Consider the following 18704-nt stretch of genomic DNA (forward strand, 5'->3'; position numbering starts at 1 on the left):
TGCAGGCAAGTGCGTTAGATCCGTGTCTTAAGTGTATAGAGCATTTCGAGTGCACGACGCGGGGTCATGTCATCCAGATCCAGTTTGGTCAGTTCGTCCAGGACCGGATGCGGCAGGCTGGCGAACATATCGCTTTGCTGCGGCGCGACCGGTTTGCCCTTGGCTGGCTTCGGCGTTTCATGGGGCAGCGCCGTGGCTTCCAGGCGACCCAGATGCTCGCGGGCACGCACGATCACTTCGCTCGGCACGCCGGCCAGTTGCGCCACGGCCAGGCCATAGCTCTGGCTGGCAGGCCCCGGCAGCACGTGGTGCAGGAATACGATGCGTTCGTTGTGCTCGGTGGCATTGAGGTGCACGTTCGCGACCAGTGGCTGGGCTTCCGGCAACACCGTCAATTCGAAATAGTGCGTGGCGAACAGCGTGTACGCCCGCAGATGCGCCAGGCGTTCGGCGGCAGCCCAGGCCAGCGACAGCCCGTCGAAGGTGCTGGTGCCGCGTCCGACTTCGTCCATCAGCACCAGGCTGCGTTCGGTGGCGTTGTGCAGGATGTTGGCGGTTTCGCTCATTTCGACCATGAAGGTCGAGCGTCCGCCAGCCAGGTCATCACTGGAACCGATTCGGGTGAAGATCCGGTCCACCAGCGACAGTTCGCAACTGGCCGCCGGCACGAAGCTGCCGATGTGCGCCAGCAGGACGATCAACGCGGTCTGACGCATGTAGGTGGATTTACCGCCCATGTTCGGACCGGTGATCACCAGCATGCGCGTATTGTCGTCGAGGCTCAGGTCGTTGGCCACGAACGGTGTGGTCAGCACTTGCTCGACCACCGGGTGACGACCCTGGCTGATGCGCATGCACGGCTCTTCAACGAAACGTGGGCAATTCAGGTCGAGGTTCAACGCGCGTTCGGCAAGGTTGCTCAACACGTCCAGCTCGGCCAGTGCGGCGGCGGTGTCCTGCAGCGGTGGCAACTGGGCGATCAGGTCTTCGAGCAGCGCTTCGTAAAGCATCTTCTCGCGAGCCAGGGCACGGCTCTTGGCCGACAGCGCCTTGTCCTCGAACGCCTTCAGTTCCGGCGTGATGAAACGCTCGGCGCCTTTGAGCGTCTGGCGACGGATGTAGTCGGCCGGCGCGGACTCGGCCTGCTTGCTCGGCAACTCGATGAAGTAGCCGTGAATGCGGTTGTAGCCGACCTTCAAGTGCGACAGGCCGGTGCGGGCCTTTTCCCGCGCTTCCAGATCGATCAGGAACTGCCCGGCGTTTTCGCTCAGCGATTGCAGCTCGTCGAGCTCGCTGTCGTAACCGGTTTTCAACACGCCGCCATCGCGGATCACCGCCGGCGGGTTGTCGATGATGGCTTTTTCCAGGAGGGCCGCCAGTTCCGGGTAGGTGCTGGTGGTCCTAGCCAGTTGCAGAATGTGCGGTGCTTCCAGCTCGGTCATCGCCACTTGCAACTCAGGCAGTGCACCGAGGGCATCGCGCAGGCGCGCCAGGTCACGAGGACGGGCATTGCGCAGGCCGATTCGCGCGAGAATCCGCTCGATGTCGCCAATTTCCTTGAGCTGCGGCTGCAATTTTTCGAAACGGTAGCCGTCGAGCAGGCAGGTGATCGAGGTCTGGCGCGCCAGCAACACCTTCAGGTCGCGCAAAGGTCGGTTCAACCAACGGGTCAGCAGACGGCTGCCCATCGCGGTCTGGCAACGGTCGACCACCGATTGCAGGGTGTTGTCGCGGCCGCCGGCCAGGTTGGTGTCCAGTTCCAGGTTGCGACGGCTTGCACCGTCCAGCACCACGGTGTCGTCCAGCCGTTCATGGCGCAGGCTGCGCAAATGGGGCAGGGCGGTGCGCTGGGTTTCCTTGGCATAGCTGAGCAGGCAACCGGCGGCGCCGATGGCCAGGGTCAGGTTCTCGCAACCGAAACCCTTCAGGTCCTGGGTCGAAAACTGCTGGCACAGACTTTTCAGCGCCGAATCGCGCTCGAAATCCCACGGCGCACGGCGACGAACCCCACGACGTTTCTCCGCCGGCAGATCCTTTGGCCAGTCATCCGGGATCATCAGCTCCACCGGATTGACCCGCTCCAGTTCCGCCAGCAGGTTTTCCCAGCCCTTGATCTCCAGCACCGTGAAGTTGCCGCTGGTGATGTCCAGCACGGCCAGGCCGAACAGACGCTCGTCACCCAGCACCGCCGCGATCAGGTTGTCTCGGCGCTCATCCAGAAGCGCTTCATCACTGACCGTACCCGGCGTGATGATCCGCACCACTTGCCGATCCACTGGACCTTTGCTGGTCGCCGGATCGCCGACCTGCTCACAGATCACCACCGACTCGCCGAGCTTCACCAGTTTCGCCAGGTAACCTTCCGCGGCGTGGTAAGGAATCCCGCACATCGGAATCGCCTGCCCGGCCGACTGCCCACGAGCGGTCAGGGTGATGTCCAGCAACTTGGCGGCCTTCTTCGCGTCTTCATAGAAGATCTCGTAGAAGTCACCCATGCGGTAGAACATCAACTGGTCGGGGTGCTGGTTCTTCAGGCGCCAGTACTGCTGCATCATTGGCGTGTGAGAGGACAGATCGGAGAGTGGTTTATTCATCGGATAATCAGGCAGATTCGTTGAAAGGTGTAGGGCAAAGGAGGGACATCGGCCCGGCTTTTCCGCGATGGGCGCAAGGTTAACATGGGCGGTCCACCCGACGCAGGCATGAAAGCGGCGGGATGCCTTCCTGCGATTTATGCGTTGTCTATGCAAATCAGCATTTGTCTTCGGAAAAAAGTTCAAGCACTATGCGCGTTATGCAAAAACGCAATGTTTCTTCCGTCTTAAGAGCGCTGCTCGATCAGCACGGGATCTCCCCTACGGAGCTTCACCGTCGCACCGGCGTGCCTCAATCCACTCTCTCGCGGATCCTCAGCGGGAAGATCGTCGATCCTTCGGATAAGCACATCTCGAAGATTGCCGAGTACTTCGCCGTGAGCACCGATCAGCTGCGCGGCCGTGCGGATGTCGCGCCTGCCGCCAGCCAGGTGCGCGATGAATTGCATTCCGAACTCAAGGACATAAGCCTGTGGGACGACGATACGCCTGTCGATGATGATGAGGTGTCGGTCCCCTTTCTTCGCGAGGTTGAATTGGCTGCTGGATCAGGGAGATTCGTCATCGAAGAGAGCGAGCGCTCTAGCCTGCGCTTCGGCAAGCGCAGCTTGCGCCATAACGGCGTGCAGTTCGATCAGGCCAAATGCGTGACGGTGCGCGGCAACAGCATGTTGCCAGTGCTGCGCGATGGCGCCACCGTGGGGGTCAATGCCGGTAAATGCGGGATCGGCGACATCGTCGATGGCGACCTTTATGCGATCAACCACAACGGCCAGCTCCGGGTTAAACAGCTGTACCGCCTGCCCACGGGGATTCGCCTGCGCAGCTTCAATCGCGATGAGCATCCGGACGAGGACTACACCTTCCAGGAAATCCAGGAAGAGCAAATCGTCATCCTAGGTCACGTCTTCTGGTGGGGCATGTACGCCCGCTAACTTCACCGCTGTCAGATAACCCGCCACCGAGCGGGTTTTTTTACGCCTGCCGGAAACCGGCAACGCCTTTGTCTGTGGGGCTTTCATGCGTCAGTGCATTTAAAATGCATAAATAAATGCATTTACGCATTGACTGTATATGCATCCATGCATACTCTTTGTCTCAAGCCGCTCAACAAAGCAGCTCGAAACGAAGCTCTTTAGTTCCACCACAAAGGCAGCGATGAACCGGCCTCAACGGTTCAGAGGGTTGGCAACTGACCCGGGTGTGCAGCGTAAAGCACCAGAAGCAGTTATCCGGCGGGCAGGGACCGCGGTCGGAAAAACAATCTGAATGGACCCGTACCGCGCCAGTAGCGCCGAAAGGTCAACGCGAAGGACCGCATTACTGAAAAGCCTGGGCGACCGGGCTTTTTGGAATGCCTGCCTCGTCCGAGGCCTATCAACCTCATGCACAGAAAGGATTCGGCCAAGCCTGGGAGGCATCGTGATGTTGAAAGATTGCAGATGTGGACAGTGCAAAAAACTTCTCGCCCGAGTGGGTGAGTACACCGAGCTCCAGATCAAATGCTCCCGCTGCGGAACATTGAATCACGTGAAGGCCGCGAGCCTTGAGCGATCGCCATTGAGCGACATGAACGCGGATTTCTCCGCGAAACATCATTCGACTTAACAGGTGACAAAAATGGAACAACAAGTAATCGGTAGCACTTTCAAAAGCGTTCGCGGCCTCGGCCCAATCTTCACCCCGGCTCAGAACACCGCTGGGATGATCATCCGCACCGCTACCCTGCATTCGGGTAAAGGCTACGCAATTCTCAGCACTGGCACCGTCGCCCCCACGATTTACACCGATTTGAGTGTGCCGGTTGTGCTGACTGTTCGTGGTGATGCCGATTCAAGCGGCAGCTTTGGCGGCGCGAGCGAAACGCTGCCTTTTCCGTTGATCATTCCAGCGGGACAAGGGCTGTGGTTTGCCGGTGCAAACGGCTCCATGGATAGCGCGTATGTGTCTTACGACCCGGTGAATTGATCCATCGCAGTCCCATAGCAAGCGGGACTGCTTTTGGATTTGCTCCACGGTAAAACCCCTCGGCCCCGCATTGCGTGGGCCCTTTCACTGATGCAGTTCACCCAGGAGGCGTGACATGACAAACGAGCAACAAGCGTTGCTGGACATGCCGATCTGGCTGGTCATCGTGCTCGCCTTGATGGGCGGGGTGTCCGGCGAAATGTGGCGCGCTGACAAGGAGGGCGCTCGCGGCTGGTCATTGCTGCGGCGCCTGGCCTTGCGTTCCGGGGCCTGCATGATCTGCGGGGTGTCGGCGATCATGCTGCTGTATGCCGCCGGCCTGTCGATCTGGGTGGCCGGCGCGTTCGGTTGCCTCACCGCGATGGCCGGGGCGGACGTCGCCATCGGCCTCTATGAGCGCTGGGCAGCCAAGCGCATCGGCATTTGTGAAGTGCCGCCCCGTGACTCTCGTCCGGATCAATAACGCCAGGTTCTGGCAACCCCGAACCGTTGCATGCAACCCCGCAGCGGCCCGCATCGACATTTCAACTGGAAGCCCCTTATGTCCCCCGACATCGATAAGCCGTCGCGGCTGTTATTTGCCATTGCCGACGCGCTGCGTGCGGCAGGCCTGGGTTTGAACGTCGGAGGTCTGCAGGACTTCGACGGCACCGTCGATCAGGCGTGGGTCCTGATCGGCATCGAGGGCAACGCGGCGGCCGACCGCGCCAATGACGGGCGCATCGCCCATGCCCTGACGTTCTCGCTGCAAATCGTGGTGCCCCCAACACTGGATCACCCGGCGCTGGCGGCGTGCGATCTGACCAGCGCTCTCAAGGGCCTGGTGACGGATAACCGATGGGGGCTTTCCGCTAGTCAATGCGACTTGCCCATGAACATCGATGCCTTGCCATCGACCTTCATCAGCGGCGCGCAGGCGTATCTCGCCTGGACGTTGTCCTTCGCTCAAACGCTGTACCTCGGCGCATTGCTGCTGGACGACCCGCTGGGCATCCCGAAATTCGCCCGCACCTGGGAAGTCTCGAACATCGACGACCCGGACCAATACACCGAACTCGAGGACTGAACCATGTTCGATGCGCTGTTACGCCAGCAACTGGGCCCGATCATCGAGCGCCTGGCCGAAATGGAGACAGAGCTGGAGGATCTTTATCGGCGCACCGACAGCCTGTGTCGCATCGGCGTGTGCCAGGAAGTCGATGCGGCCAGCAACACCTGCAAGGTCCGTCACGGTGAATTACTGACCCCGGCGATCCGCTTTTTCAACCCGAGTGCCGGGGCGCAAAGCGAGTCGCGGATTCCCTCGGTCGGCGAGCAATGCCTGTTGCTCAACCACGGTGGCGGCGCAGGCAGCGCTCAATCCGTGGCGTTGTTCGGGCTCAACGGCAATCAGTTTCCACCCGCCTCGACCCAGGCTTCGCTGACGCGTCGCCTGTATCTGGACGGGACGGAAAGTGGTTACGACGACGCCCGTCACGCCTTGCACTGGAAGAACGGCCCGGCGCAGTTCAACGGCTCTCGCGAAGTGCTCGAGTTGACGCTCGGCCCGGCGAGCCTTGCGATCACGCCTGAAGCCATCGAACTGCAACTGGGCGCGGTCGGCTTGCGACTCGACGCATCCGGTGTGCACCTGAGCGGCCCGGTGGTGGATCACCAGGGACGCGTCATCAGCACTGCATAAAGAGTTTCCCATGATCGGAATCGACAGAAACACCGGGGCGGCGGTCGACGACTGGCCGCAATTCGTGCAGCGCGCCACCCGGGCGCTGACCACGCCATTGGGCACCCGGCAGAAGCGGCCGTTGTATGGCTCGCTGATCCCGGAACTGCTGGGGCGCAACCTTGGCGACGACCTGCTGCTCCTGGCCCAGAGCCATGCGGCGCAGGCGTTTTACAACGAGCAGAACGGCATCGGCGATTTCCAGCCGCAGGTCATCGTCGCCGGGCGGCAAGGCGCCGGGCTGGTGCTGCGATTCGCCGGCACCTGGAACAACCGCGCACAGACTTTCGAGGTGGTGACATGAGCATGTTGATCCCTAGGCAGAACCAGCTGGCCGAGCCGTCGATCGTCACCGTCGAAGCGTTCGAGGAACTGCTCGCCGAGTTCAAGACGTTTGTCGTCGAGTACGTCGGCGCGCGGTCTCCCGAGACGGCGGCGAAGCTCAAGGTCAGCCTGGAAAACGAAAGCGAGCTGCTGACCCTGGCGCTGGAAGCGTTTTGCGTGCGCCTGCAAATCCACGAACGCAAATACAACGCCCGCATCAAGCAGATGCTGGCCTGGTGGGCGACCGGCAGCAACCTGGATGCCCGTCTTGCTGACATGGGCCTTGAGCGTCAGTTGCTGGACCCCGGCGACCCGGCGGCCTTCCCGCCGATTCCTCCGGTCTACGAGAGCGACGATGACGCCCGGTTGCGTTATTACCTGGCGCCGCATGCTCCCGCCGCCGGTTCTCGCACGCAGTATCGCCGCGAGGTGTTCACCCTCGGCGAGCGCCCGGCGGTGAACGTGGAGACGGCGGCGCCGGGCGAGGTGACGGTCACGTACACCTTCGATCCGGATGGATACGCGGCTCAGGTCAAGGACGGCAATGGACGCCGTACCGCACCGGGTGAAGTGATGGTCACGGTGCTGGCTCGGGAGGGCGATGGCACCGCGTCCGAGGCACTGCTCGGCGGTGTGCGCAAGCACTTCGCCCGGCCTGATGTGCGACCCGAAACGGACCGGGTCACGGTGCAAGGCGCTCACATCAAAAACTATAAAATCCGGGTGATCGCGAGGATCAATGCCGGTCCGGATTCCGGGCTGACCAAGGTCGCCGCGCAACAACAATTGCAGGCGTATGCCCACAGCTGTCATCGGCTGGAAGGGCGGGTCGACCCGAGCTGGATCGACTACACGCTGCACAGCGCCGGCGCGGTGCAACTGGAGATTCTCGAACCGGTCGAGCCGATTGTGACGACGGCGTTTGAAGCGCCGTACTGCACCGCTGTCGAAGTCGAGGTGCTCACGCTATGAGTGACGAAAAACCTCGCCCGAGCCTGCTACCGGCCAACAGCTCTCCGCTGGAAAAAGCCCTCGACCTCGGGTTCGGCAGCTTGCTTGATCGCATCGCGCCGCCGTTTCCCGAGCTGATGAATCCAGCGGCGACGCCTTTGGCTTTTCTGCCGTATCTCGCCGCGGATCGTGGCGTTGGCGAATGGAGCACCGAGGCGGCCGAGGCGGAAAAACGTCTGACCGTCGAACTCGCCTGGCCCACGGCTCGACAGGCCGGCACACGACTGGCGCTGGAAAATGCCGCGAAAGGATTGCGGTTGAGGCCAGAAGTCCGGGCCTGGTACGAGCAGACGCCACCGGGCCAGCCTTACAGCTTTTCCGTGCGGGCGTTCACCGAGCAACCCTACAACGAAGAAATCGACGCACGTCTCGATCGACGCCTGGCGGACGCCAAGAGCGAGCGCGACCTGTTGTCGGTGTCCGTCGGGCTCAGCGCATTTGGCAACCACGTCATCGGCGCGGCGACCGTGTGCGGCGAACTGACCACGGTTTATCCCATTGTTATCGAGGGGCTCGAGGTGTCGGGTCAGGCCTTTATGGCCGCCGGTCTGTACACCGTCGAAACCTCCACCATTTATCCACAGGGGTCCTGAATGGCCGACTATTACACCCTGCTCACCAACGCGGGGATTGCCTACGAAACCGCCTGCAAGGCGGCGGGCGTGCCGATCAAACTGTCGCAGATTTCGGTCGGCGACGGCGGCGGCACCGTTTACAACCCGGCGGCGACCGCCACGGCGCTCAAGCGTGAAGTGTGGCGCGGGCCGCTGAACGCCCTGTTCCAGGACGAGAAGAACCCGAGCTGGCTGCTCGCCGAAGTGACCATCCCACCCGAAGACGGCGGCTGGTATGTGCGTGAGGCCGGGCTCTGGACCGACACCGGCATCCTCTACGCCATCGTCAAATACCCGGAGTCGTTCAAACCGGTGCTGGCGACGTCGGGCTCGGGGAAAGAGTTCTACATCCGCTCGATTTTCGAGACCAGCAATGCGTCGATCGTGACGTTGCTGATCGACGACACCGTGGTCAAGGCGACCCGGGCATGGGTGATGAGTTACCTCGCCGACGAACTGGCGAAGCTGGATGGCAAGCACTCGGTTCGCGTCGCCACCACGGAAAACATCGTGCTCAGTGGGGCGCAGCAAATCGATGGCGTCGCGGTGGTTTCCGGTCAGCGCGTGCTGGTGACGGCGCAGGCGCTGGCCAAAGACAACGGCATTTATGTTGTTGCGAACGGTACCTGGGTGCGGGCGGCGGATGCCAATGCCAGCGCCAAGGTCACACCGGGGCTGACCGTGATGGTCGAGGAGGGCACGGCGAATGGTGATTCGCTTTGGCACCTGGTGACGAATGGGCCGATCACGCTGGGGACGACGGCGCTGGGTTTTGAAATGCTGGCGGGTCGGACAGGGATTCAGGCGGGGACTTACAAGAGTCTGACGGTTGATAAATATGGCCGTGCGACGGCAGGTACTAATCCGGAAACGCTGGCGGGGTTTGGGATCAAGGACACGTATACGAAGCCTGAAATTGAAGCGCTGATTGCGCAGGCTTCGGCGTTGCCCGTTGGCTCGTTGGTGGCTTTTCCAAAGTCTGCCGTACCACCGGGGTTTCTTGAAATTGATGGCAGTGTGCAGAGCATCGCTATTTACCCGGATTTGTTCGCGTATCTGGGTACTGCCTTCAACACGGGCGGTGAAGGGGCTGGCAATTTTCGCTTGCCTGAGTCTCGCGGCGAATTCCTGCGCGGCTGGGACCATGGGCGCGGTATTGATGTTGGGCGTGCGATTGGCAGCGCTCAAACTCAATCTATTCAAAAGCACGACCATGCCATGTGGGTGGGTGGCACTTACGGTAGCACCAACCCTTCTGGAGGCGGTGCGGCAGCGGCATGGGTCGGTGGCGTAGCGACTGATATGCGAACGGGCAATTCCGGCACGGATGAAACTCGCCCACGCAACTTGTCCGTTATGTGGTGCATCAAAGCCTGGAGTGCGCCAATAAATCAGGGAAACATTGATATCGCTGCTCTTGACTCTCAAGTCCAGGCGTTAAGCAAGTTGGTGATTGGAGACACTTACAAAGGGCTCGTCGTTACAGCGACAGGAGCCAACTCGATTATCTCCGTCAAGGCCCGCAGTTTGATCGTTGGAAGTGGTCCAGCTGCGCATGCTTTGAGCGGGGTAGACGTGAGCATCAACCTTCAAATAGCAGGTGTGGGTGGCCTCGATGTTGGCGTAGTCGCCGCTTCCAGTTGGTACAGCACCTGGGTTGTAACTTATGGTGCTCAAGTTGCGGGCATCGCGGCACTGATGCCGGCAATTCTGTGTAGTACCACTGGTGGTTCTGCAGTAATAACCGGCATTGGCAGTACCGCGTCAATGCGCGTTGGCATGCCGTTTGGTGGGTCGAATTTTCCTCCGGGGGCGTTCATCAAGTCGGTAGATTCGACCAGCCAGATTACCGCCAGTGTTCCGGCGATCACCTCTAATGCGAGTGCCACGTTGCGCTTTGTGTATGAGCCTTTGTTGCCTGAGGGTTATATCGCCAAGCGTGTAAACGCATTCGTTACCGACGCCACGGCAAACAAATTTCCGCTGTCGTTCATGCAGTTGGGGGCGGTCGTCAAGTACAAGCTTGCTACCGTGAGCAATGTGCTGGCGTATCCGATGATCGCCTCAGGTAGCACCTCCTCGGTCACTACAGCGGCTGCTGTTGGGGCTTTTGCTCCGCCATCAGCCGTGGCGATTACGGTGTCACTCAAATCGAGTATGGCGAGTTTGGCGGTGGGTATCGGGGCCTCGCCGTTGATCGACATAGCGAACTGCGCGATTTACATGTCCCAGGCTGCTCAAAGTTATTTCAATGGGCTTGTATCTACATCGTTTCCGCTTGAGAGCGGCAACATCTATTTCTTTTCAAATGCCGCTGATTGCGCTGTCCGAGTGCAAGGCTGGGAGGACAGTCTATGACTATGGGATATGCGGTGCGCAATGATGGACAAGGCTGGCGTGCCGTTGCGGGGGCTGACGATATTGGTTCGCAGGAGTGGTTCAGTAGCGACGTTCCGCCTGAGCCGGTCCCGTTTGCACCTGACTTGCGGGATAACCTGCTGGTCATTGCCTCAAACCGCATGGGACCGCTGCAAGATGCCGTTGACGAAGGAGTTGCTACGGATGACGAGGTAGCACGCTTGAAACTCTGGAAACACTATCGCATCGACCTCAACCGGATTGAGCAGCAGACTGGTTATCCGACAGAAATCAATTGGCCCTCGTCCCCGGACGACATCGTTTTGCACGGAGTTGAGCAATGAGTTGCGCCTAGGATTTCACCGATGTTGAGAGCGACTTGCTCTTACGAGCCGGGATCTCCGAGCAAACCCGATAAACGCCCCGCACCGCCGGGGCGTTTTCTTATCCGCAACACAAACACACACAACACCCCACAGCCCCTGACCCAAGGGGCTTTTTTGTTTATGGAGAAACAGAAATGGCAGAACGCCAAACGTACACCGTGCTCCTCCCGTTCCCTACCGGGGGCGGTCATTGGTCGAGCATCGGCCAGGAACTGGATCTGCTCGATGTGGAGGCCAGTGCGTTGCGCAGCGCCGGTCGCCTGGAGCTGAAAAACAACGCGGTTGCCGAGTCGGCCGCATCCTCCACCGCGGCGAAAAAAGCCGCTGTCAAGAAGGCTGAATAACCATGGCTGAGGTTTTGAACTTCGAGCACAACGGCATTACCGTCAATGCCACCGAATCCCCTGAGGCCATGGGTGGCCTGGGTGACAACGTCATCGGTCTGATCGGCACCGCGCCGAAAGCGGACCCGCTGATTCCGCGCAACGCGCCGTTCCGCATCAACAGCTTCACCACCCAGGCGCTGCTCGATCCGACCGGCACCGAGGAAGGCACGCTGTATCACGCGGTGTTCCAGATCCTGAAAGTGGTCAAGGTGCCGGTCTACGTGGTCATCGTCGAAGAAGGCGCGACCCTGGCGGACACACTGAACAATGTGATCGGCGGCGTCGATCCGCTGACCGGTCGCAAGCTCGGCCTCGCCGCACTGGGCAGCGTACCCGAGGACCTGACCATCATCGGCGCGCCGGGCTTCACCGGCACCAAAGCCGTGGCCGGTGAGTTCGCCTCTTTCGGCAAGCGCATCAAGGCCCGTGTGGTGCTCGACGGCAAGGATGCCGCGGTCGCCGACCAAGTGACTTACAGCCAGGAACTGGGCGGCGCGGAGCTGGGTTTCGACCGCTGCCTGCTGGTGCACAACCTGCCGTCGGTGTACTCCAAGGCAGCGAAGAAAAACGTGTTCCTGTCGCCGTCGAGCCTGGCTATCGCGGCGCTGGCCAAGGTCAAGCAATGGGAGAGCCCGGGCAACCAGGTGACCTTCGCCGAGGACGTTTCGCGGGTCGTGGAATACAACATTCTCGACACCTCCACCGAGGGCGATCTGCTCAACCGCTACGGCATCAGCTACTACGCCCGCACGATTCTCGGCGGCTTCTCGCTGCTGGGTAACCGCTCGATCACCGGCAAGTTCATCAGCTACGTCGGCCTCGAAGATGCGATCAGCCGCAAGCTGGTCAAGGCCGGCCAGAAAGCCATGGCCAAGAACCTGACCAAGTCGTTCATGGACCAGGAGGTCAAGCGCATCAACGACTGGCTGCAAACCCTGGTCGCCGACGAAACCATCCCCGGCGGCAGCGTGTACCTGCACCCGGAATTGAACAGCGTCGAGAAGTACAAGAACGGCACCTGGTACGTGGTCATCGACTACGGCCGCTACGCGCCCAACGAACACATGATTTATCAACTCAATGCCCGCGATGAAATCATCGAGCAGTTCCTGGAGGACGTTCTCTAATGTTTACCAACCGCGTAAGACAGGCCATCGCGGCCACCCTGCAAGGCTTGCCGTTGTCGGCGACCGTGGAAAGTTTCGCCCCGCCGAAGATCGATTTCGTCATGGAAACGATGACGGGAGGGCGCTTTATCGCCGAGGCAATGGCCAAGAGCGCGACCATGCTGACAGCCACGTTGACGCTGCAAGGCATGGGGGCGGAAGTTATGTTGGCTCTCGGTGTGAAACTGGGCGAAGACATTCTGCTGAACGTACGCGAGGCCGGTCAGGACCAGGACGGCAACACCTGGTTCACCTATCACACCGTCGGCGGCACGCTGAAGTCCCTGACGGAAACGTTGCTCAAAATGAATGATAAACCGACCACTGCTCTGGAACTGTCCTGCCGCACCTACAATCGCCTGGAAAACGGCATCCCGGTGATCGACATCGACGTGCGCACCCAGAAATTCGTGCTCAACGGCGTCGACATTCTCGGCGACGCCCGTCGCGCGGTGTTGATCCCGTAAAAAGTCCGGTCAGCCAAAACGCATGACCTGTGGGAGCGGGCTTGCTCGCGAATGCGGAGTGTCAGTCGACCTCTCTTTTGAATGTCAGTCCGCATTCGCGAGCAAGCCCGCTCCCACATGGGGCAATGCACGACGCCTTCCCATTTTTCTCCAAGGAACTCTTTTTATGTCCTGGACGCCTCCCGTTCACGCCTTGTTGTCGCCGATCACCGCCGACGACCAGTCGGAGATCACACAGATTCAGCTCAAACCCTTGTACTACGCCGCACAGAAGGAAGCCCTGGCCCGGGCTGGCGATGATGAGGACGATCAGTTCTTCGAACTGGCGTTGCTGGCCACCGGGCTGTCGATCAAGGAACTCGATCAACTGAAACGCCCGGACTACGTCAGCATCGCGCAGTACGTGCACGAGATGTCGACCTTGCCGGCCTCGCATTTCCTTGAACAGTCGGAGGAGGGTGAACAACCCTCGACCGATCCCGATGAAATTCAGTTGCTGCAACCGCTTGCCGTGGCGGGGCGAACGCTAACCTCGCTGACCCTGGAAATGCCCGTACTGCGTGCGACCAAGTCGATGAAAAAACTAAAAACCCCCAAGGAACGCGCCGAGTTCATCACCGCCCATTGCACCGGCCTGATGCTGCCCGACCTGGCCCTGCTGACCGTGCCTGACTGGACACAGCTTCAGGTACGCATCGACGATTTTTTAAACCAACCGGCGGCCTTCTTTCGGAGCGCGACATCGAAGTAATCCTCGATGTGGTGCCGCTCATTTACCCGGTAAGTGAAGCGGACATTCTGGAGTGGGACGTCGGCAAGGCCTTGCGCCGCTACGACATCGCGATCACTCGCCTTGGCGTAAAACAGGAGTAGAGCGGGATGGCAGACAGTCAGTATTCGCTGTCCGGTGCAGCGATGAACAGCATCGGACCGCCGCGATCCGGCGGCGCGCCTGAAGGGGCCGGGGCGGGTGATCTCAAGGATCCTTTGTCCCAACTGAGTCTGGACTTGGCCACGGCCAGTCTCGACATTCGTTTGTTGGTAGCCGAGCAGGTTAGGCTCCGTGAAACACTGGCATTGTTGAACACGTCGCAGCAGTCGCTGCTCAAGCCAAGCGCATCGGTGCCCGTGTCGGGCAGTGAGGCAAAGTCAGCGCTCAAGGCTGAGATTGAACAGCGCTCGCCCCCCGACGACTTGAAGTCGGCGATGGCGTTGCAGACGGCCATGGTCGATCTCAATCTGAAATTGAAGCTGGACCCGGATCACCTTCAAGCGATGTCCGAAGACAATCAGAAGCTGGTCAGCGACAAACAAATCGCCCCCAGCGGCGCTACACCAGTGCAACTGGCGCAGGCTCAATTGGCGGCAGTCAACGCGGGGCTGGTCAAGGGCGTCAAGCCGGAGGACCTGAATCAAGCGCTGACTGATTTCGCCCGCGACAGTGGCGTCATGGCGTCGGCGTACAAGATTGACATCAAAGAGGCCGGCGCGATCATGACCGGCTGGCGCACCACGCTGGGCCTTGATCGAGAGAAAAGTCTGGGCTTGGGCAACGCCGCCAGCCGCCTTGGCGCCAGTATCAATTTGAATGCCTCCGCGACAGACATCGGCTCGGTCGTCCAGCGCGGCGGCAAGGAGGGTTTTGCGGCGGGCATGACGCCAGAGCAGGTGGCGGCAATCGGGGCGGCCCTGTTGAACGCATCTGTGGGCAAGGACGAGGCCGGCGCCTCGTTGAAAACGCTCGGCACTGCTTTTGGCAAGGGCAGCAACGCTACGGCAGAGCAGCGAACAGCCTGGGCGCAACTTGATATCGAGCCGGGCGCACTGGCCAGCAGAATGCGTACGGATGCGTCGGGGGCGATCAAAGATGTGCTGGGGGCGCTGAAGAACAAGCCTGCCGAACAACAGACCTCTTTGATCAAGACGCTGTTTGAGGGCGATGAAGGCGTCCGCAAGTTAGTGATGGCGCCGCAGGATCTGAACACGGCGTTCACGGTGGCCTCCGGCGAGGGCTCGATGGCGCAGACCGCCGAAGTCCGAGGCAACACCTCGCAAGCACGCTGGAATGCGCTGGATGCGAGTTTGACCCGTCTCGATACGGCGATTGCCAACGCGGTGTCTCCGTTTACCGACCTTGCAATGCTGAGTGCCGATAAAGTGCTCGGCGGCTTTAGCGCGGTGGTTGAAACGTTACCGAAAGTCACTGCTGCCTTGACGTTGCTCGGGGGCGCGCTCATGACTCCGTTACGCGGGGCTATCTTGAACAAACTGGTATCGGCTGCGACCTCCAGCACTGCAGAGCTTCTGAAACCGGATGCTGCCATCCAGCCGCAACTGCGTTCAGACAGCACCAGCACTTCTCGTCCAACCATGCGCGATCGACTGGTCATCTCTGCGGCCAGAGCCAAGTCCTTCACTGGCAGGCTGGGTGCTCCTCTGACGGTCGCCACCGTGAGTTACGAGGGGATCAAAGCGTTGATGGCTGGTGATTTCAAAGGGGCTGCCGGTGCTGCCGGATCGGGTGTTGGCGCACTGGCCGGTGGTTATGCCGGCGCTGCAACCGGTGCAATGATCGGCAGTTTCATCCCCGTCCCCGTTCTGGGAACTGCCGTGGGTGGCCTCATTGGCGGCCTCGTGGGCAGCTACTTAGGCAGCAACCTGGGAGAGGAGGCGGGTAAAACCCTTTACACCGCAGCCGATCGACTCCAGTCACCCGACCAGGTCAGTAAAGACCTGACCGGAACTCCGGGGGGCAACCGACAGGTCAACTACTCGCCGGTGATCCAGATCAGCGGCGCCGATCCAACGGACTCCGAGCGAATGATCGAAAAAATCATGGCGAATTTGCGCATGCATTTTAACGGGGAGTTTATGCCGTTGATGATGAACGACCCGCTCGCCGTGCGCAGTGACGCGGCCCTGACCGATGGAGGTAACTGATGCGTCAGCAAATGGCGTTGGGCAATTTTATTTTCGGCCTGTCCAGACACTTCGCTTACAGCACGCTGGCGCGCACATCGGATGGCGGCTGGAAGACCATCGACATCCTCACCAGTAAACCCAAGTCCAGCCAGACCGGCCAAGGCCTGCAAGGGCTGACGATCACAGGCAAATCGATGTACGCGATGGCCATGGATCGGCTTGATGAACTGCGTGCGTTGCAGGCGCTGCGCGTCCCCGTGCCCTTGGTTGACGGCATCGGCCGGAACTGGGGTTTGTGGCAGATCAACAAAATCTCGGAGAACCAGGAAAGCATCTTGGATGACGGCACTGCCATGCTGATTGGTTGGGTGATCGAATTGACGGAGTTTGCCAATGCGTAGAGTTCGAAGTATCGCCGGTGATTCGGTGAACCTGTTGTTGTACCGCGAGCTTTTACGTTGTGATGATTCGGCCGAAGAAGCGCTGTGGCGCCTCAACCCGCAGCTGGCCGAACAGGGGCCGGTGTTACCGGCGGGGGTAGGGATTGTCCTGCCGGAACTGGATTCCAGATCCCTCGCACCCACAACGGTTTCTGCCTGGGATTAAGGAGGCACCATGTCACTGGGTTTCACTCCCTCGGTGGAGTTTTACGGCGCGAACGCTGCGCTGCTCAACAAGCGATTGATTTCGTGGCAGCACATCGATGCGGCCGGGATCGAGTCCGATCAACTGACCCTCACGGTAGATCTGGAGGGGCTCGACGGGCTGCCCGATCTCGGCGGGAAAATCGGTTTCAGGGTCGGTTACCTGGAGTCGCCTCTGATCGATAAAGGTCAATTCGTTATCACGCGACGCACGCCGACGCTGTTTCCCCTGCGCCTGACACTGGTGGCGACGGCCGCACCGTTCAGTGCAGCGGATCAGACCGGGTTCAAGCAGCGTCGCTCGGTCAGTCATGGTCCGACGACACTGGGGGCGCTGTTTCGCCAGTTGACCTCAAGGCACGGTTTTTCGCCTCGAGTTGCGCCGGACCTGTCGCTGATCAAGATCGAACATATCGACCAGTCGAACGAAACCGACATGGGGTTTCTGACACGGCTTGCCTACCTTCATGACGCAGTCGCCAAACCGATCAACGAACTATATGTGCTGGCGCGGCGCGGTCAGGCGAAATCGTTGTCGGGCAAAGTATTGCCAGACATACAGTTGTCGGTGACGAGCAACAATCGACCTGGCGATCACGCGTTCATTTCCGCCACGCTGGATGAGACCAGTCGGGCCAAATATCAGGGATGCAAGACCAGTTGGTGGGACGCGGCGGCCGGAAAAGTGCGTGTCGAGGAGAGCGGCATTGCACCGTTCAAGACGGTCCGCCAGCGCTATCACAGCGCAGACGAAGCGCGGGCCGCCGGAGAAGGTGAGGTTCGCCGGATGATGCGTGAAGCGTTGAAGGTCAGGATCGACTGCCCTGGTCATCCAGGTTTGTCTGCCGAAGGCTTGATACTGCTGGATACCACCTGGCCAGATTTCATGCGCGGTCGTTGGTCGATCGATAAGGTCACGACCAGCGGCAGTCGCCAGAACAGCTATCGCTGTTCGCTCGAGGCAACGTGCCTGGACGTCCGGTCATAGTCTGCGGACCGGATCAATCTGAAACCCCGAGGCCCTGATGGGGCCCCCATTAGGGGATGCGATGACCATTACGCAATCACAACTTGAAAAGATCATGCCCAACGCCCGCCGCCAAGCGGGTGTTTTCATTTCCGCCCTCAATAACGCCATGGATGGCCATGGGATCAACACGCCCAAACGCATCGCTGCGTTCATTGCCGAGGTCGGTCACGAATCGGGTCAGTTGCACTACGTGCGTGAGCTCGGCGGTGATGAATATTTGAGCAAGTACGACACCGGCACTTTGGCTGCTCGCCTGGGTAATACTCCAGCGCTCGATGGCGATGGCCAAAGGTACCGAGGGCGTGGACTGATCCAGATCACTGGCCGTCATAACTACAGACAATGCAGCCTGGGTTTGTTCGGCGACGAGCGATTGCTGGCCTCGCCGGAGCTGCTCGAACAGCCGCAATGGGCCGCTGAATCCGCGGCCTGGTTCTGGGCGCAAAACGGCCTCAACGAACTGGCGGACCGCGACCAGTTCAACAGCATCACCCGCCGGATCAACGGCGGCCTGAACGGGCTGCAGAACCGTCTGCAACTGTGGGCGCGGGCGAGGGCGGTGTTATGTCAGTGATCCCCTTATCGTGGCGGGTGGCTGGCATTATTGTGTTGCTGGCTGTGTTGGCCGGTGGTTCGGCGACGCTGGCCTGGCGATTTCAGGACGGGCGTTACGGACGGCAACTGGCGGAACAGGCGAGAGCGCATACGGAGCAGTTGAACCAGCTGACCCTGGCCGCTGCCGCGCAGCTACAGGCCGAGCAGGACAAGCGGCTGGCGCTGGAGCAGCGGCTGACGCTCAGTGAACAAAACCATTACCGAGTGTTGAGCGATGCGGAACGTGATCAAGGTCGCTTGCGCGATCGTCTTGCCACTGCTGATGTGCGGCTGTCAGTCCTCCTCGACGCCAACACCGCCGCTTCAGATTGTGCAGTGTCAGCCACCGCCGGCGCCGGCGGCGTGGATCATGGCGCCCCACGCGCCCGACTTGACTCGGCGCATGCTCAACGAATTATCGCCATCACCGACAGCGGCGACCGTGCACTGATTGCCTTGCAGGCGTGTCAGGCCTATATCAGGGCCCTGGGCCGCTAACATTTTGATCGATCCTGTAACT

At 60.4% G+C, this 18704-nt stretch carries 22 protein-coding genes; 21 read left to right on the top strand and 1 reads right to left on the bottom strand.

The features are described 5' to 3' along the window. Window positions 1-14 precede the first annotated feature (14 nt). A complete protein-coding gene (gene mutS, locus ACF6ZU_RS18605) occupies window positions 15-2594 on the bottom strand; it encodes a DNA mismatch repair protein MutS (RefSeq protein ID WP_392885807.1) in 2580 nt (859 codons plus the stop codon). Window positions 2595-2794: 200 nt separating this feature from the next. Between mutS and ACF6ZU_RS18610 the strand changes: the two genes are divergently transcribed. The 21 genes from ACF6ZU_RS18610 to ACF6ZU_RS18710 all read left to right on the top strand — a co-directional run bounded on the left by ACF6ZU_RS18610 (window position 2795) and on the right by ACF6ZU_RS18710 (window position 18682). Further along, on the top strand, window positions 2795-3529 hold the full coding sequence (locus ACF6ZU_RS18610) for an XRE family transcriptional regulator (protein WP_392893849.1): 735 nt from the start codon (window positions 2795-2797) through the stop codon (window positions 3527-3529). 490 nt (window positions 3530-4019) lie between these two features. Continuing rightward, a complete protein-coding gene (locus ACF6ZU_RS18615) occupies window positions 4020-4202 on the top strand; it encodes a Com family DNA-binding transcriptional regulator (protein WP_392893850.1) in 183 nt (60 codons plus the stop codon). A 12-nt stretch (window positions 4203-4214) separates the two neighbouring features. Beyond that, a complete protein-coding gene (locus tag ACF6ZU_RS18620) occupies window positions 4215-4562 on the top strand; it encodes a hypothetical protein (RefSeq protein WP_392885809.1) in 348 nt (115 codons plus the stop codon). A gap of 115 nt (window positions 4563-4677) precedes the next feature. Beyond that, window positions 4678-5025: a phage holin family protein gene (locus ACF6ZU_RS18625; protein WP_392885811.1), complete on the top strand. Its 348-nt coding sequence runs from the start codon at window positions 4678-4680 to the stop codon at window positions 5023-5025. A gap of 78 nt (window positions 5026-5103) precedes the next feature. Further along, entirely contained in the window at window positions 5104-5628 is a 525-nt protein-coding gene (locus ACF6ZU_RS18630; RefSeq protein WP_392885813.1) for a hypothetical protein, read from the top strand. Between the two features lie 3 nt (window positions 5629-5631). Beyond that, the gene (locus ACF6ZU_RS18635; protein ID WP_392885815.1) at window positions 5632-6243 is read left to right on the top strand and encodes a phage baseplate assembly protein V; all 612 of its coding nucleotides are present in this window, start codon (window positions 5632-5634) and stop codon (window positions 6241-6243) included. 10 nt (window positions 6244-6253) lie between these two features. After that, on the top strand, window positions 6254-6586 hold the full coding sequence (locus ACF6ZU_RS18640) for a phage baseplate protein (RefSeq protein WP_392885817.1): 333 nt from the start codon (window positions 6254-6256) through the stop codon (window positions 6584-6586). Further along, window positions 6583-7578, top strand: coding sequence for a baseplate J/gp47 family protein (locus ACF6ZU_RS18645; RefSeq protein ID WP_392885819.1), 996 nt, complete (start codon window positions 6583-6585; stop codon window positions 7576-7578). Before ACF6ZU_RS18640 ends, ACF6ZU_RS18645 begins: the two co-directional genes overlap by 4 nt. After that, window positions 7575-8210, top strand: a complete 636-nt coding sequence (locus ACF6ZU_RS18650; protein ID WP_392885821.1) for a phage tail protein I — start codon at window positions 7575-7577, stop codon at window positions 8208-8210. The genes ACF6ZU_RS18645 and ACF6ZU_RS18650 overlap by 4 nt, the downstream gene beginning before the upstream one ends. Then, complete coding sequence (locus ACF6ZU_RS18655; protein ID WP_392885822.1) at window positions 8211-10589, top strand: phage tail protein; 2379 nt, start codon at window positions 8211-8213, stop codon at window positions 10587-10589. Then, the gene (locus tag ACF6ZU_RS18660) at window positions 10586-10933 is read left to right on the top strand and encodes a tail fiber assembly protein (RefSeq protein ID WP_392885824.1); all 348 of its coding nucleotides are present in this window, start codon (window positions 10586-10588) and stop codon (window positions 10931-10933) included. The genes ACF6ZU_RS18655 and ACF6ZU_RS18660 overlap by 4 nt, the downstream gene beginning before the upstream one ends. Before the next feature lie 176 nt (window positions 10934-11109). After that, window positions 11110-11319: a hypothetical protein gene (locus tag ACF6ZU_RS18665; RefSeq protein ID WP_392885825.1), complete on the top strand. Its 210-nt coding sequence runs from the start codon at window positions 11110-11112 to the stop codon at window positions 11317-11319. 2 nt (window positions 11320-11321) lie between these two features. Continuing rightward, window positions 11322-12488, top strand: a complete 1167-nt coding sequence (locus ACF6ZU_RS18670) for a phage tail protein (protein ID WP_392885827.1) — start codon at window positions 11322-11324, stop codon at window positions 12486-12488. After that, window positions 12488-12994: a phage major tail tube protein gene (locus ACF6ZU_RS18675; RefSeq protein WP_392885828.1), complete on the top strand. Its 507-nt coding sequence runs from the start codon at window positions 12488-12490 to the stop codon at window positions 12992-12994. The genes ACF6ZU_RS18670 and ACF6ZU_RS18675 overlap by 1 nt, the downstream gene beginning before the upstream one ends. A gap of 166 nt (window positions 12995-13160) precedes the next feature. Beyond that, window positions 13161-13745 (top strand): phage tail assembly protein, encoded by a 585-nt coding sequence (locus ACF6ZU_RS18680; RefSeq protein ID WP_392885830.1) that lies wholly within the window; start codon window positions 13161-13163, stop codon window positions 13743-13745. Between the two features lie 128 nt (window positions 13746-13873). After that, window positions 13874-15934 (top strand): phage tail tape measure protein, encoded by a 2061-nt coding sequence (locus tag ACF6ZU_RS18685; RefSeq protein ID WP_392885831.1) that lies wholly within the window; start codon window positions 13874-13876, stop codon window positions 15932-15934. Beyond that, window positions 15934-16317, top strand: a complete 384-nt coding sequence (locus ACF6ZU_RS18690; RefSeq protein WP_392885832.1) for a phage tail protein — start codon at window positions 15934-15936, stop codon at window positions 16315-16317. The genes ACF6ZU_RS18685 and ACF6ZU_RS18690 overlap by 1 nt, the downstream gene beginning before the upstream one ends. Then, the gene (locus tag ACF6ZU_RS18695; protein WP_392885834.1) at window positions 16310-16522 is read left to right on the top strand and encodes a tail protein X; all 213 of its coding nucleotides are present in this window, start codon (window positions 16310-16312) and stop codon (window positions 16520-16522) included. Before ACF6ZU_RS18690 ends, ACF6ZU_RS18695 begins: the two co-directional genes overlap by 8 nt. A gap of 9 nt (window positions 16523-16531) precedes the next feature. Beyond that, complete coding sequence (locus ACF6ZU_RS18700; RefSeq protein ID WP_392885835.1) at window positions 16532-17548, top strand: phage late control D family protein; 1017 nt, start codon at window positions 16532-16534, stop codon at window positions 17546-17548. A 61-nt stretch (window positions 17549-17609) separates the two neighbouring features. Next, a complete protein-coding gene (locus tag ACF6ZU_RS18705) occupies window positions 17610-18164 on the top strand; it encodes a glycoside hydrolase family 19 protein (RefSeq protein ID WP_392885837.1) in 555 nt (184 codons plus the stop codon). Beyond that, window positions 18155-18682, top strand: a complete 528-nt coding sequence (locus ACF6ZU_RS18710; protein WP_392885839.1) for a lysis protein — start codon at window positions 18155-18157, stop codon at window positions 18680-18682. The genes ACF6ZU_RS18705 and ACF6ZU_RS18710 overlap by 10 nt, the downstream gene beginning before the upstream one ends. Window positions 18683-18704 lie beyond the last annotated feature (22 nt).

Source organism: Pseudomonas migulae (assembly GCF_043225285.1).
GTDB classification, from domain to species: Bacteria; Pseudomonadota; Gammaproteobacteria; order Pseudomonadales; family Pseudomonadaceae; genus Aquipseudomonas; species Aquipseudomonas migulae_C.